Here is a 14,290-nt window from a genome sequence, read left to right as displayed (position 1 = left end):
TGAACACACGCCCGAAACATTCCGGGCAAAGGCTTCACCCGTCTACGGCGTCACTTCGCACCGCAGCTGCTTTATAGCCCGCTGGCTCGAATTGAGGTGTGTCTGAACCATGTTGCCTTATCCCGACTGGCTGAATCCCGGAGACAACGCCTGGCAATTGGTGGCCGCGACTCTGGTCGGCCTGATGAGCATCCCAGGCATCGCCGTGCTCTACGGCGGCATCGTGCAGAAGAAGTGGGCCGTCAACACCATGCTGATGGCCTTCACCGGCTTCTCGCTGGTGCTGGTCGTGTGGGTGCTCTGGGGCTTCAAGATGGGGTTCGGTGAGCCGCTCAAGCTCGGCCCCGGCATCCTGAGGGCCGCGGTCGGGATTCCGCACACCATCCTGGGCACGGACAACCAGGGACAGGCCGTCATCCCGCTGTTGGACGGCACCATGCCCAAGTTCCGCTTCTCGGAGACCACGCTGGCGTACTTCCAGTTCGTGTTCGCCGCCATCACTCCGCTGTTGTTCCTCGGCAGCGTGGTCGGCCGGATGAACTTCAAGGTGTGGCTGATCTTCGTGCCGCTGTGGTCGACGTTCGCCTACTCGGTCAACGCGTTCCTGGTGTGGGGTGGCGGCTGGTGGGGACAGGCGGGCGCGTTGGACTTCAGCGGTGGGTACGTGATCCACCTGGCCGCCGGAACCAGCGGGTTCGTCGCCGCAGCTGTGATCGGCCCCCGGCTCGCGCGGGACCGGGAACGCGCGGTGCCCAACAACCTTCCGATGGCCGCGGTCGGCGCCGGCATCCTGTGGCTGGGCTGGAACGGGTTCAACGGCGGTGACCCGTATTTCGCCGGTGCCGACGCCTCCCTGGCGGTGATCAACACCAACCTCACCACCGCCGTCGCGCTGCTCACCTGGGTGATCTGGGACATCTTCGCCAGCAAGGCGCGCAAGCCGACCTTCCTGGGCGCGGTCAACGGCATGATCACCGGGCTGGTCGCGATCACCCCGGCGGCCGGCTATGTCAACAGCTTCGGCGCGATGATCATCGGCGTCGTCGCCTCTTCCCTGGTCTGGATGTCGTGGAACTGGCTCGGCCGGACCAGGCCGTTCAAGAAGGTCGACGACGCCCTCGGTGTGGTTCACACCCACGGCATGGCGGGCTTGGCGGGCGGGCTGCTTGTCGGGGTCCTGGCCGACCCGAAGGTCGTTGTGTACCTGGGCGGCAGCACCGGGACGGACGTGACCTTCGCCGGTTGGCTGTATGGCCACCATCCCAAACAGATCCTGATCCAGTTGGGCGCCGCGGCCACGATCATCGTCTGGGACGCGCTCGTGACGTTCGTCATCCTGCGGGTCCTTGGCCTCTTCATGAAGTTGCGCATGCCCGACGAGGTCCTGGAGACCGGCGACGTCGGCGTGCACGACGAGGAGGCCTACCCCGACGAGGGGCTGGTGACGGGCCGGCGGGTCGAGCCGGTGGCGGCTACGCGGGCTGCGTCGACGCCAGCCGCAACCGCCGACGAATGAAGGTGGTGATAACGCCATGAAGCTGGTCACCGCGATCGTCAAACCGTTCACGCTCGATGACGTCAGGCACGCCGTGGAAACCGTCGGGGTGCTGGGCCTGACCGTCACCGAGGTCCAGGGGTACGGCAGGCAGCGCGGGCACACGGAGGTGTACCGCGGGGCCGAGTACGCGGTCGAGTTCGTGCCCAAGGTCCGGGTCGAGGTCCTGGTCGACGAGGCGTTCGCCGACCGCGTCGTCGACGCGATCATCGGCGCCGCGCGCACCGGCAAGATCGGCGACGGCAAGGTGTGGGTTTCACCGGTCGAGAAGGTGATCCGCATCCGGACCGGCGAGCGTGACCACGACGCGCTCTGAGCGGTGCGTCAGGCCGATGTCTGCAACCGGCCCGGCTTGTAACCGAACACCGCCGAGGTAGGACCCACCAGGTGTCGCACCTTGATCCGGGTGAAGCCGCCGGCGCGAAGCATCTCCCCACAGGCGGCGGTGGAGGCTTCGTAGCCCTCCCGTGACTCCATCATGATGTTGAGGCTGGACAGCAGGCTCAGGTAATTGTTGCCGCGGTTCTTGCGCCGCCCGGACTGAATCATCGCGTCGTACACGATGATTGCGCCGCCGGGGGGAGTGGCCGCGTAGGCCTTCGCCACCAGTTCCTGGCGGATCTCGCGGTTTCGCCCGTGGAACAGGTGACCGAACGAAATCACGTCGGCGCGCGGCAGCTGACTTTCGAGGAAGTCGCCTTCGACGAAGCCCAATCGGCGGTCCAGGCCGAACGACTGGACGTACTCTTCGAATATCGGTCGCACCGCGGGAAAGTCGAAACCCGTGCCGCGCAGGTGACGGTGGGTCAGCGCGACCCGCACCGGGAACGCGCCTTGGGCGCAACCGATATCACAAAACGTGCGAAAGCGCTGCCATGGAAACCGAGCCGCCAGCAGCGTCGCCTCCCCGGTCGAGATGCCCGTCATCCCGGCCAGAAACCCCTTGAGTGCCAACGGATCACGATAGAGCATGGAGAAGAACTCGTTATCGCCGCGTTCCTCCTCGGCGCCGGGACGGCCGGTGCGCAGGAGATCGTCCAGGCTCGACCAAAGGCCGTAGAGACGCTTGCTCGACAACTCCATCAGCCCACCGACATAGCTCGGCTTGGTCCGGTCGAGGAACATCGCGCTGCGAAGCGTGTTGGCGTACCGGCCCGCTCGATCGCGTCGCAACAATCCGGCTGCGACCAGGGCATCTAGCGCCGTGACCGCGGCGCGCGGGTGCCAGCCGAGGGCGTCGGCCAGTTCCTGCTCGGAGGCCGGTCCGTTGCCCAACTCGGTGAAAACGCCCGATTCGACCGCCGAGAGGATCAGTCGTGAGGACCAGAAGGACATGCCCATCCGAACGATGTCCTCCGGGCCGCCGAAGCGGCGCAACAGCGGGCCAAGGATGGGGCTCTGGAAGGCGCGCATCAACCGGCGTTCGCGGCGGATGTCCTGCGGGCGATTGCGTACTGACGGCGTGAAACCTACGTCGAGCGTCATCGTGGCAAGCCCTTCCGGTTGATTCCGGGTCTTTGCGGTAGACGTTGCCGGCGGCTCGGTGGTTCAGTCGGCGCAGCACAGACCACCGCCGCAGCGCCGGAAGGGCCGGGATCCATTGGTTAACACAAGGCGCCGTAGATGAATTGCTTTGAGCCAGTGACGCGCTCAAGTGAGAAAAGTGTGACATTCACCTCGTTGGTTCATCAATTTTAAGAATTCCCTTATTTATGGACGGCTGTCTACTTGGCTCTACGGTTAACTACCCGGCTGAAAGTGCCTGTGTATCAAGGAGGGTTCGCTTCGCCGTCGGATTCCCCATGCTTAATTGTTTGGGCTCGCGCCGTGGCGCAATCGTGCTATTTAAGTGACGTGGATCACAGCGCTCGTGGAGAAATATTTTTACGTCGGAATTCGTCAGTAAAATTTGTTAAACGCAATCATCTCTGGGTGCTGTAACGCGGCGTATCCAGGGCCGCAGGCGCGACACGGCAAGGCTTGATAGCTGTGGATGCCCGCGGACGTACGACAGCGAAGGCGGTGCCAGTATGCGCGGCATGAACCACCGGAAGCACAACGGCGAGGACCAGTCCATCGAATTGGCCACGGCACCGGGATTTCCGATTGTCACGCGGATCGCCCTGGGCCAGGGTCCGATCAGTGGGATTGTCGCCAGCCCGGAGGGCGGCCGACTGATGGTGGCCAACTACGGCTACGACAGCGTCTCGGTCATCGACGCCCACGCCTGCCGCGTCGTGCAGACCGTGGCCGGCCTGCCGGAGCCCTTCGCGCTCGCCGTCGCCCGCCGCGACACCAACCGCGCTTACGTCAGCACCGCGACACCGGCGTATGACGCGATCGACGTCATCGACCTGCCGTCCAGCACGGTCATTGCGACGCATCCGCTGGCGTTCAGCGTCAGCGACCTGGCGGCCAGCCCGGACGGCGACTACGTCTACGCCAGCCGCAACGGCGTCGCCGGTCCCGACGTCGTAGTCCTGGATACCCGGACCGGCGTCGCGGAGGAGATCGTCTTGCCGGGCCGCCCCGGGACCACCACGGAATGCGTGCGATCAAGCGCGGACGGGAGCCGCCTCTACGTGGCGACGAACGGCCCCGGCGGGGGACAGCTCGTCGTCATCGACGCGCACGCGGCGGCCTCCTCCCGCGTGCTGAACACCGTCGAGATCGGCCTGCCGATCCGCGACCTCGCCCTCAGCCCCGACGGTGCAACCGCCTACGTGGCCAGTTGCGCCCCTGAATTGGGGGCGGTGATCGACGCCGTCGACACCCGCACCGCCAAGATCATCGGCACCAGCAAGATCAGCGAGATCTCCGGCATCCTCACCCGCCTGACGCTCAGCCGCGACGGCGATCGCGCCTACCTGGTCAGCGACGACGGCGTCGCCGTGCTCTCCACCCACACGCACGACGTCGTCGGCACCATCCGGGTGGCCGACGAGCCGTCGTGCGTGGTCGAAAGCGCCGACGCCAGGTTCCTCTACATCGCCGACTACTCCGGCGCGGTCACCGTGGTCGGGACCGCGGCAGGCTCCGGGTCCGACAGCGAAACGGCGGCCGGGTGGGCAGTGCCCGAGCTGCTGCCGGCCGAACCGGCCCTCGCGTAGTAGCGCCCCGCAAACGAGTGTTGTCGGGGGAACCCGTTTTCTCCTAGCGGTGTGCGGCGATAACATTCGCCCGACCGCACACGAGGCGGTGCCGCGTCGAGGGTAAGGCGGTACAGCGATGGACAGCACGATGCAGGACTATCCGCTGACGATCGCCGCGATCATGCGGCACGGCTGCGGCATCCACGGACAACGCACGGTCACCACCGCAACGGGGGACGGCTACCGGCGAACCACCTACCGCGAGCTGGGCCACCAGGCCGGCCGCCTGGCGCACGCGCTGCGCCGCCTCGGCGTCACCCGGGACCAGCGCGTCGCGACGTTCATGTGGAACAACGCCGAGCACCTGGCGACCTACCTCGCGGTGCCCTCGATGGGCGCCGTCCTGCACACCCTCAACATCCGCCTATTCCCGGAGCAGATCGCCTACGTCGCCAACGAGGCCGAGGACCACGTCGTCCTGGTCGACGCGTCCCTGGTCAAACTGCTCGCGCCGGTTCTCCCCGAACTCAAAACCGTGCAGGCGGTGATCGTGGTCGGCGACGGCGACACGGCGCCGCTGGAGGCATCCGGCAAGACCGTGCTGTCCTACGACGAATTGATCGACGCGGAATCCCCCGAATTCGACTGGCCCGAGATCGACGAGCGGTCCGCGGCCGCCATGTGCTACACCAGCGGCACCACCGGAAACCCGAAAGGCGTTGTCTACAGCCATCGTTCGAGCTTCCTGCACGCGATGGGCGGGTGTACCACCAACGGCATCGGTGTCGGGGCCGTCGACAGCGTGCTGCCGATCGTGCCGATGTTTCACGCGAACGCCTGGGGGCTGCCCTACTCGGCGCTGATGGCGGGCGCCGACCTGGTGCTGCCCGATTGCCACCTCGATGCCCGCTCGCTGATTGGCATGGTGGAAACCCAACGGCCCACCGTCGCCGGCGCCGTGCCGACCATCTGGAACGACGTCCTGCACCGCCTGGAGGACGAACCCGAACACGACATGTCCTCGCTGCGCCTGGTGGTCTGCGGTGGCTCGGCCGTTCCGGTGTCGCTGATGCGCACGTTCGAGGAGAAGCACGGCGTCCAGATCCGTCAGCTGTGGGGCATGACCGAAACGTCGCCGATGGCCACCATGGCCTGGCCGCCGCCGGGAACCCCCGAGGACCAGCACTGGGCGTTCCGCGCGACGCAGGGCCAACCGGTGTGCGGGGTGGAGATGCGCATCGTCGACGACGACGGCGCGGTGCTGCCCAACGACGGCACCGCCGTCGGCGAGGTGGAGGTCCGCGGCCCGTGGATCACCGGCTCCTACTACCTGGGCCACGACGACTCCAAGTTCGACTCCGGCTGGTTGCGCACCGGCGACGTGGGCCGCATCGACGAGCGCGGCTTCGTCACGCTGACCGACCGGGCTAAAGACGTCATCAAGTCCGGCGGCGAATGGATCTCGTCGGTCGAGCTGGAGAACTGCCTGATCGCGCACCCTCAGGTGCTCGAGGCCGCTGTCGTCGGGGTTCCCGACGAGCGATGGCAGGAACGGCCGCTGGCGGTCGTGGTGGCCAAGCACTCGTCGGTGAGCGCCGAGGAGCTGCGAAAGTTCCTTGCGGACAAGGTCGCCCGGTGGTGGCTGCCCGAGCGGTGGACGTTCGTCGAGGAGATTCCGCGCACCAGCGTCGGCAAGTACGACAAGAAGGCCATCCGGGCGCGATACGCCGAGCATGGCTACTGGGTGGTCGAGTCGCGCGACTGAAGGGGCGAAGGGCATGAGCCTGCGGGTCATTCAGTGGGCGACCGGGTCGGTCGGAACGGCGGCGATGAAGGGCGTACTGGAACATCCCGACCTCGAACTCGTTGGCTGCTGGGTACATTCGCAGTCCAAGGTCGGCAGGGACGTCGGCGACATCATCGGCACCTCGCCGCTGGGCGTGACGGCGACCAACAGCGTCGACGAGGTGCTCGCGCAGCCCGCCGACGCGGTCATCTACGCGCCGCTGCTGCCCAGTGTCGAGGAAGTCGCCGCGCTGCTGCGCTCCGGGAAGAACGTGGTCACGCCCCTGGGATGGTTCTACCCAACCGAAAAGGAATGCGCCCCACTGGAAGTCGCGGCGCAGGCCGGCAACGCGACGCTGCACGGCGCCGGCATCGGGCCCGGTGCGGCCACCGAACTGTTCCCGCTGCTGCTCTCGGCGATGTCCACGGGCGTGACCTTCGTTCGCGCCGAGGAGTTTTCCGACCTTCGCACCTACGGCGCGCCGGACGTGCTGCGCCACGTGATGGGCTTCGGCGGGACGCCGGACAGCGCGTTGACCGGGCCCATGCAAAAGCTGCTCGACGGTGGCTTTTTCCAGTCGGTCCGGCTGTGCGTCGACCAGTTGGGCTTCGCCGCCGATCCGCAGATCAGGTCGTCGCAGGAGGTGGCCGTGGCGACCGCGCCGATCGACTCGCCGATCGGGGCGATCGAGCCCGGCCAGGTCGCCGGGCGCCGCTTCCACTGGGAGGCGCTGGTGGGTGACACCGTGGTGGTGCGGATCACCGTGAACTGGCTGATGGGATCGGAAAACCTCGACCCGCCTTGGTCTTTCGGGACCGGCGGGGAACGCTACGAGATCGAGGTGCGGGGCAACCCGGACACCTTCGTGACGGTCAAGGGCTGGCAGCCGGAAAGCGTGCAGGCGGGGTTGGCGAGCAATCCGGGGATCGTCGCGACGGCCGCGCACTGCGTCAACGCGGTCCCCGCCACCTGTGCTGCCCCGGCGGGCATTCAATGCTTTTTCGACCTGCCGCTGATCACCGGCCGGGCCGCGCCAGGGTTGGCGCGCTGACTGAAAGGCGCTATGCCAGTGCCACGATCGCTCGTCGTCGGCGAATCCCTCGTCGTACCTGTCCCTGCCGAGGAGGCCTTCCAGCGCACGCTGCCCGCACCGCTTCCAGAGCTTTTCAAGCGCCGGCACGGCCCGATTCCGCCCATCCGGGAGGTGCGCGAGCAGACCGGCGCATGGGACGCCGCGGGCCAGACCCGCGTCGTGCACCTGGCCGGCGGCGCCAGCATGCGCGAGGAGCTAACCAGCGTCGACCCGCCCCGGTCGTTCGGCTACCGGTTGACCAAGATCCGGGGTCCCATGGCGATGCTGGTCGATCATGTTGTGGGCGAATGGATTTTCGCCCCGGCGGCGGGCGGGACCGAGATCACCTGGCGCTGGGACATCTACCCCAGGTCGCCGCTGACATCCTGGGGCCTGCCGCTGTTCGGCCGTATCTGGAAGGGCTACGCGCGACAAGCCTTGCGGGACCTCTCGGCGATGCTGACGGGCTGACCCCGCGGGGCCGTCGCGGGCCTTTCGGTACGGTCGACACCATGTGCCGACTTTTTGGCTTGCACGCCGGGACGGACGTTTGCACCGCGACCTTCTGGTTGCTGAACGCCCCGGACAGCCTGTCCGCGCAGAGCCGCAAGAACCCGGACGGCACCGGCGTCGGTGTGTTTGACGCGCACGGTCGGGCACAGCTGCACAAGGAGCCGATCGCGGCCTGGCAGGACACCCAATTCGCCACCGAGGCGCACGAATTGACCGGCACCACCTTCGTCGCCCACGTTCGTTACGCGACGACCGGTGCGCTCGACGTCCGCAACACCCACCCGTTTCTGCAGGACGGCCGGATCTTCGCGCACAACGGCGTGGTCGAGGGGCTCGACGGCATCGACGAACGGCTGTGCGAGCTCGGCACCGACGGCCTGGTGCTGGGCGAGACCGATTCCGAGCGGGTTTTCGCCCTGATCACCGGCTCGATCCGCGCCCGCGACGGCGACGAGACGGCGGGCCTCGTCGACGCCATGCGGTGGCTCGCCGGGAATGCGCCGATCTACGCGGTCAACGTACTGCTGAGCACGGCCACCGACATGTGGGCGCTGCGCTACCCCGAAACCCATGAGCTGTATGTCCTGGACCGCCGCCACGAGCACACGGCAGGCGCGCCCGAATTCGACTTGCGCACGCACCGAATTCGCGCGCGGTCCGAGCACCTGTGCGCCCGCTCCTCGGTGGTGTTCGCCAGCGAACCGATGGACGACGACCCGCGCTGGCGCCTGCTGGAACCCGGCGAGTTGGTCCACGTTGACACCGGGCTGCGGATCACCAGCCGCGTGGTGCTGCCCGACCCGCCCGCATACCCGCTTCGCCAGTCTGACCTGAGCGCGCCCGCCCAGGCGGCGCAACACACGTCGGCATAGGGCGCCGCGGTGGCAACCAGACGCGCGCTCGTGCTGGCCGGCGGCGGGATAGCCGGAATCGCTTGGGAGACAGGGGTTCTGCGCGGCATTGCCGACGAATCCCCGGCGGCGGCCCGGCTCCTGCTGGATTCGGAGGTGCTGGTGGGGACCTCGGCGGGTTCCGCGGTCGCCGCCCAGATCGGCAGCGGCTGCCCGATCGAGGCGCTGTTCGACCGGCAGGTCGCCGAGTCGTCGGCCGAGATCGATTCCGGCGTCGACATCGACGACATCACCGAGGTCTTTTTGACAGCCTTGGGCCAGCCCTACGACGACGCGCTGGACAGGACCGAACAGCAGATGCGGCGGATCGGGGCCGTGGCGCTGGCAACCCAGACCGTCCCAGAGGCCGTCCGGCGCCAGGTAATCGCCCAGCGCCTGCCGTCACACGACTGGCCAGACCGGGCGCTGCGGATCACCGCAATCGACGTCGCCACCGGCGAACTGGTGGTCTTCGACCGCGGCTCCGGCGTCGGGCTGGTGGACGCGGTGGCGGCCAGTTGCGCGGTGCCGGGGGCCTGGCCGCCGGTGACGATCGGCGACCGGCGCTACATGGACGGCGGCGTCGGCAGCTCGGTCAACCTCGACGTGGCCGGCGATTGCGACGCGGCCGTGGTGCTGGTCCCGTCGGGGCCCGACGCGCCGGCGCCGTTCGGCGCCGGGCCCGCCGCCGAGATCGCCGCGTTCGCCGGCGCCACCCACCCGGTGTTCGCCGACGACGACTCGCTGGCCGCTTTCGGGCCCAACCCGCTGGACCCGCGCTGCCGCATCGACTCCGCGGTGGCCGGGCGCGAACAGGGCCGCCGCGAGGCGCGGGCCGTGGCGCGCTTTCTGGGCGCCTGATCAACCCTCGAGCGCGGGCGGGCTCGTCTGTTCCGGGTCGGTTTCGAAGGCGTCCAGTGCCCGATCGGCCTCGGCGCGTCCCGCCGCGATCACCTCCACCGCACGGTGAAAATCCAGGCTGCGGCAGGTCGAACGCGGCACCTCGATCAGCAGGTCGGGCGGATAGGCCGACAGCGTATGGCGGGTCAGCGCCGACTGCGCGATGTCGAACGCGCGGTACACCACCTCAAAGCTGCCCAGTTTCGGAACGACGCTGGTCTCGTCGAGTTCGCCCGCGCCCGAGGGCGATTCCGCCTCCCATTCATCCGACCAGGCGTCCGCGCCGAATCGGCTCAACACGGCGCGCGCTGTCGGCCGGTCGAGCAGTGACCGGACTGCCGTCGTGTCGAGCAGCGCAGAAGTGCTGCGCACCATGCGGTTCAACCATTCGGAGGTGGCGCCCGGCTCCGGCTCTCGTTTGGGGATCACCTCGCTGCCGCTGACGCCCACGGCGATCGTCAGGTCGGCGTTGACCGCGGCCAGCGGGGCCATCGGCAGCGGGTCCAGGATGCCGCCGTCGGCGAGCAGGCGTCCGCCCACTTCGTGCGGGGCGATCACGCCGGGAATCGCGATGGACGCCCGGATCGCCTCGTCGAGCGGGCCGCGCTGAAACCACACCGACTTGCCGGCCAGCAGGTCCGTAGCCACCGCCGTGTAGGGAATCGGCAGTTGCTCGATGGTGACCGGGCCGAGGATGTCGCGCACCGCGTCCAGAATCTTCTCGGCCCGCAACACCCCCGCCGCGCTGATGGACGGGTCCAGCAGCCGCAGGATGGTGCGCTGCGTCAACGACTTCGCCCACTCGGCGAACTCGTCGAGGCGTCCCGCCGCTTGCAGACCGCCGATGATCGCACCCATCGACGAACCGGTGATGCCGACGATCTCGTAGCCACGCGCTGACAGCGACTCGATGACCCCGATGTGGGCGTAACCGCGGGCCCCGCCGCTGCCCAGCGCCAGCGCCACCCGGGTCGGCGAAGATCGACGCGCCACCGTTCCGCCACGTCCGCCGGGCATGCGTTCATTTTGCTCGGCCGAAGCCCCCCTCGGCGGCGGGGGAGGCAGTTTTTGTACCCATGATCACAATTGGCGCGGGGCGCGGAACGCTACCCGCATTCGTCGTTGGCGGCCGCGCGGGCGGCGGTGATCACGGCCGCCTGTCGGGCCGGTGTCAGGTCTGCCCACCGGGCGTTCCAGGTGCCGGCCGTGCCCGATTGCGACGCCTGGACCATCCGCAGGTACGGCTCGAACAGCGACCCATCCGCCTTGGGCTGGGCCTCCATCCAGACCTTTGCGGCGTGGCAGGCCTGGAAATACTCCTCCTCGGTCGAATCCGCGGGCACATCGACCCTGGTCGTCACCCCGTCCGGCGAGAGGCCGACCGCGCCGGGCGGCGGCGACGCGGGGCCGCCCGGGATGCCCGACGGTCGTGCCGACGGCACGGCGACCCCGCCGTTGGGTGCGCCCTGCGAGCAGCCCGTGACCGCCACCAACAACGCCGCGACGAGCACCCCACCCCGTTGCCCGGGGGAACGACCGCACCAACGCACCATCCCAATCTATGCAACACTGGCTGCCGTGATGGAGCGCTTCGGATTTTGCGAGTGTTGTCGGCCCTGACCCGCCGCCGCTTGCCCGATCCGTTCACCCTGGAGCTCCCCAATGTCTGTTCCCGTTGCGACGACGCGTCCCGTCGCCTCCGGTGCGCTTCGCCCCCTGACCGCCTCGCCGCCGTCCTCGGGACCCACCCGGCTGCGGGTGCCCGACCTGCTACATGCCACCGACCAGGCCGCCGATCAGGTTCTCAGCGGGCGCTGCGACCACCTGCTGCCCAAGGGCGGGATACCGGAGTCCAATCGCTGGTTCACCCGCATCCACGGCGACGACGAGCTGGACGTCTGGCTGATCAGCTGGGTCCCCGGTCATCCCACCGAGCTGCACGACCACGGCGGGTCGCTGGGCGCGCTGACCGTGGTGTCCGGATCGCTCAACGAATTCCGTTGGGACGGGCGGGGTTTGCGCAGACGCCGGCTCGACGCGGGTGATCAGGCCGGCTTCCCGCTCGGCTGGGTGCACGACGTGGTGTGGGCGCCCAGGCCAGTCCCGGAGCCGGTGGCCACCTTCAAGGTGCAGCCGACGCTGAGCGTGCACGCCTACTCGCCGCCGCTGACGGCGATGTCGTATTACGAAGTCTCCGAGCGCAACCGGCTGCGCCGCCAGCGCACCGAACTGACCGACCAACCGGAGGGACCCTGATGAGCCGCATCGACGTCGTCCTGAGATCGGCCCGGCGCCGGTTTCGCCGCCTTCGCGCCGTCGAGGTGCCCGAGGCGCTGCGGCGCGGGGCCGTGCTGGTCGACATCCGGCCGCAGGCCCAGCGATTCCGCGAGGGGGAGATACCGGGCGCGCTGGTGATCGAGCGCAACGTCCTGGAGTGGCGCTGCGACCCGACCAGCGATGCCCGGCTGCCGGAGGCCGTCGACGACGACGTCGAGTGGGTGATCGTGTGCTCCGAGGGCTACACGTCCAGCCTGGCGGCGGCCGCGCTGCTGGATATCGGCCTGCTCCGGGCCACCGACGTCATCGGCGGCTACCACGCGCTGGCCGGTTCCGGTGTGCTGGACCAGCTGCTCGGTGATTCGGGCGGCGCAAGCCCGGGGCTGGCGAACGCCGTTCGACGCTGGCTCTAGCAGATGGCGGCGACCCGCCGCGCCCGGCTATGCCGCGCTTGCGATCGCCGCTAGCCGTTGGAGTGCAGCAGCGGCCGGAGTTTGTCCGTCTTCTCCGGCGTCCAGCCGGGCGGCGATAACACCGCGGCCCAGCCGTTGGCCACGTCGGCGACGTAGTGGTGCCCATGCCCGTCCGGCACGTCGACCGCGACCGCCATGTCGGCCGAGACCTGCAGGAACGTGACCACCGGGATCCAGTAGGTCTCGGGCAGCACGTCGTAGCCGCGTTTCTCGCGCAGCCAGTCCGGCTTGGCGAACAGTAGATCCGGAGTCCACCAGGCGATCGGGTCGGAGGCGTGCTGCAGATAGACCACCCGCGGGTGATCCCATGCGGCGTCCGGACGGCCGAGATCGCTTGCGCGAGCAACGAATCGGACGTTCTTGCCGTCGTTGTAGATCGGCAGCCACTCCGGGGAGCCGGCGTCGCGCGTCGAGGTCAGGTCGGTCCAGATGGTGTTGTTGAACGTCGGCCCGCTGAACAGCGCGCCGTCGGTGCGGGCCAGCACGTTGTTCAGGCTCATGAACGGCGCCTCGCCCCCGAACGATCCCAGGCTTTCGCCGAACACGACGAGTTTGGGTCGCTGCCCTTCCGGCATCTGGCGGATCAGCCGGTCGACGGCCTCGAACAGCGCCTGGCCGGCGTGGCGGGCGTTTTCCTTGTCCACCAGGAACGAAAGCCAGCTCGGCAGGAACGAGTACTGCATGCTGACGATCGCGGTGTTGCCGTTGTACATGTACTCCAGCGTCGAAGCCTCCGCCTCGTTGATCCAGCCGGTGCCGGTGGTCGTCGCGACCGCGACGACGGCGCGCTGCAGCCCGCCAGTGCGCAGCAGCTCGCGTGCCGCGAGTTCGGCGGTCGCGGTGATGCCGTCCGCGGAGTTCAGCCCGGCGTAGGCGCGAATCGGCTGCATGGCCGGGGATCCGTTGAACGTGGTCAGCTCGTCGACCCGCGGGCCACCCTCGATGAAGACGCGACCCTCCCGGCCGAGCGACTCCCACGACACCAGCGACTGCGGGCCACCGGACCGCAGCGGCGTTTTGGGTGGTGCCGTGTCGGGGCTCTCCTCGTCGTTGGCCGACGCGAAGGTGTTATTCATGGTCCGCATGGCGAACTTCAGCACGACGCCGTTCATCAAGGTGATGCTCAGCACCACCAGCGCGACCACGACGATGGTCACCGAGAGGCGAAACGGTGCAATCCGGTCCAGCAGCCCGACCAGGAAACTGATCAGCCACCGGATGAATTGGCCGATTTCGACGAGCGTGAACAGCACCACGATCGACAGCACCGCGGCGATGGGGTAGTCGTACCACTTCAGGTGCGCGACGCCCATCAGGTCGCGCACACGGTCCTGCCAGACGTGGAACCGGATGGCCATCACGACCATGCCGACCAGCCCGACCGGGATCAGCACCTTCCACGCCCAGCGCGGCGGCGGCGGGCTGTAGTTCCGGGTGCGCATGTAACGGACCAGCCAGACGGCGAAGACCCCCAGCCCGTAGCCGATGGCCCCGGAGAACCCGCTCACGAGGCCCTGAAACACCGCGCCTCGCGGCAGCAGCGACGGCGTCATCGAGAACCAGATGAAAACCAGGCCGACCGCGGTGCCCATGAAGGTGTAGTGGCGCACCCACCAAGGCTTTTCATGCGGATGCGCCTCGTGCTTGTGGGGTGCCTCAGCGGCTTCCGGCGCGGCTTCGCGCACCGCTTCGTCGTCGGGAGCGGTCGTCGCGGGACCCGGGTCGCTCATCG

14 protein-coding genes are annotated in these 14,290 nt (G+C 68.4%); 10 read left to right on the top strand and 4 right to left on the bottom strand.

Going from position 1 to position 14,290, the window contains the following annotated elements; translation table 11 throughout:
* Positions 1–109: 109 nt before the first annotated feature.
* Positions 110–1,516: an ammonium transporter gene (locus AWB92_RS15630; protein ID WP_085186873.1), complete on the top strand. Its 1,407-nt coding sequence runs from the start codon at positions 110–112 to the stop codon at positions 1,514–1,516.
* Positions 1,517–1,532: 16 nt separating this feature from the next.
* A complete protein-coding gene (locus AWB92_RS15625) occupies positions 1,533–1,871 on the top strand; it encodes a P-II family nitrogen regulator (protein WP_085186872.1) in 339 nt (112 codons plus the stop codon).
* A gap of 8 nt (positions 1,872–1,879) precedes the next feature.
* Here AWB92_RS15625 and AWB92_RS15620 read toward each other — a convergent pair whose 3' ends face one another.
* A complete protein-coding gene (locus tag AWB92_RS15620; protein ID WP_085186871.1) occupies positions 1,880–3,040 on the bottom strand; it encodes a methyltransferase in 1,161 nt (386 codons plus the stop codon).
* A gap of 554 nt (positions 3,041–3,594) precedes the next feature.
* Between AWB92_RS15620 and AWB92_RS15615 the strand changes: the two genes are divergently transcribed.
* From AWB92_RS15615 to AWB92_RS15590, 6 genes are all read left to right on the top strand, one after another.
* The gene (locus AWB92_RS15615; RefSeq protein WP_241523469.1) at positions 3,595–4,665 is read left to right on the top strand and encodes a YncE family protein; all 1,071 of its coding nucleotides are present in this window, start codon (positions 3,595–3,597) and stop codon (positions 4,663–4,665) included.
* Between the two features lie 118 nt (positions 4,666–4,783).
* Positions 4,784–6,412, top strand: coding sequence for a long-chain fatty acid--CoA ligase (locus AWB92_RS15610; protein ID WP_085186867.1), 1,629 nt, complete (start codon positions 4,784–4,786; stop codon positions 6,410–6,412).
* A 13-nt stretch (positions 6,413–6,425) separates the two neighbouring features.
* Positions 6,426–7,484 carry a dihydrodipicolinate reductase gene (locus AWB92_RS15605; protein WP_085186865.1) on the top strand — a complete coding sequence of 353 codons (1,059 nt, stop codon included), beginning with the start codon at positions 6,426–6,428 and terminating at the stop codon, positions 7,482–7,484.
* 18 nt (positions 7,485–7,502) lie between these two features.
* Positions 7,503–7,976 carry an SRPBCC family protein gene (locus tag AWB92_RS15600; RefSeq protein ID WP_142282119.1) on the top strand — a complete coding sequence of 158 codons (474 nt, stop codon included), beginning with the start codon at positions 7,503–7,505 and terminating at the stop codon, positions 7,974–7,976.
* A 41-nt stretch (positions 7,977–8,017) separates the two neighbouring features.
* Positions 8,018–8,890 carry a class II glutamine amidotransferase gene (locus tag AWB92_RS15595; protein ID WP_085186861.1) on the top strand — a complete coding sequence of 291 codons (873 nt, stop codon included), beginning with the start codon at positions 8,018–8,020 and terminating at the stop codon, positions 8,888–8,890.
* Positions 8,891–8,899: 9 nt separating this feature from the next.
* Complete coding sequence (locus AWB92_RS15590) at positions 8,900–9,769, top strand: patatin-like phospholipase family protein (RefSeq protein WP_085186859.1); 870 nt, start codon at positions 8,900–8,902, stop codon at positions 9,767–9,769.
* Here AWB92_RS15590 and AWB92_RS15585 read toward each other — a convergent pair whose 3' ends face one another.
* Positions 9,770–10,825, bottom strand: a complete 1,056-nt coding sequence (locus tag AWB92_RS15585; RefSeq protein WP_142282118.1) for a patatin-like phospholipase family protein — start codon at positions 10,823–10,825, stop codon at positions 9,770–9,772.
* A gap of 89 nt (positions 10,826–10,914) precedes the next feature.
* The gene (locus AWB92_RS15580; RefSeq protein WP_241523468.1) at positions 10,915–11,358 is read right to left on the bottom strand and encodes a lipoprotein LpqV; all 444 of its coding nucleotides are present in this window, start codon (positions 11,356–11,358) and stop codon (positions 10,915–10,917) included.
* A 112-nt stretch (positions 11,359–11,470) separates the two neighbouring features.
* Between AWB92_RS15580 and AWB92_RS15575 the strand changes: the two genes are divergently transcribed.
* Positions 11,471–12,064 carry a cysteine dioxygenase gene (locus AWB92_RS15575; RefSeq protein WP_085186853.1) on the top strand — a complete coding sequence of 198 codons (594 nt, stop codon included), beginning with the start codon at positions 11,471–11,473 and terminating at the stop codon, positions 12,062–12,064.
* Positions 12,064–12,498: a rhodanese-like domain-containing protein gene (locus tag AWB92_RS15570; protein WP_085186850.1), complete on the top strand. Its 435-nt coding sequence runs from the start codon at positions 12,064–12,066 to the stop codon at positions 12,496–12,498. Before AWB92_RS15575 ends, AWB92_RS15570 begins: the two co-directional genes overlap by 1 nt.
* A 50-nt stretch (positions 12,499–12,548) precedes the next feature.
* Here AWB92_RS15570 and AWB92_RS15565 read toward each other — a convergent pair whose 3' ends face one another.
* Positions 12,549–14,288, bottom strand: coding sequence for an alpha/beta-hydrolase family protein (locus tag AWB92_RS15565; protein ID WP_085186848.1), 1,740 nt, complete (start codon positions 14,286–14,288; stop codon positions 12,549–12,551).
* Between the last annotated feature and the right edge of the window lie 2 nt (positions 14,289–14,290).

This window comes from Mycobacterium sp. IEC1808 (assembly GCF_002101935.1).
Classification (GTDB): domain Bacteria; phylum Actinomycetota; class Actinomycetes; order Mycobacteriales; family Mycobacteriaceae; genus Mycobacterium.
Note: the sequence above shows the minus strand (reverse complement) of the source record. Positions and strands in the feature narration are given on the sequence as shown.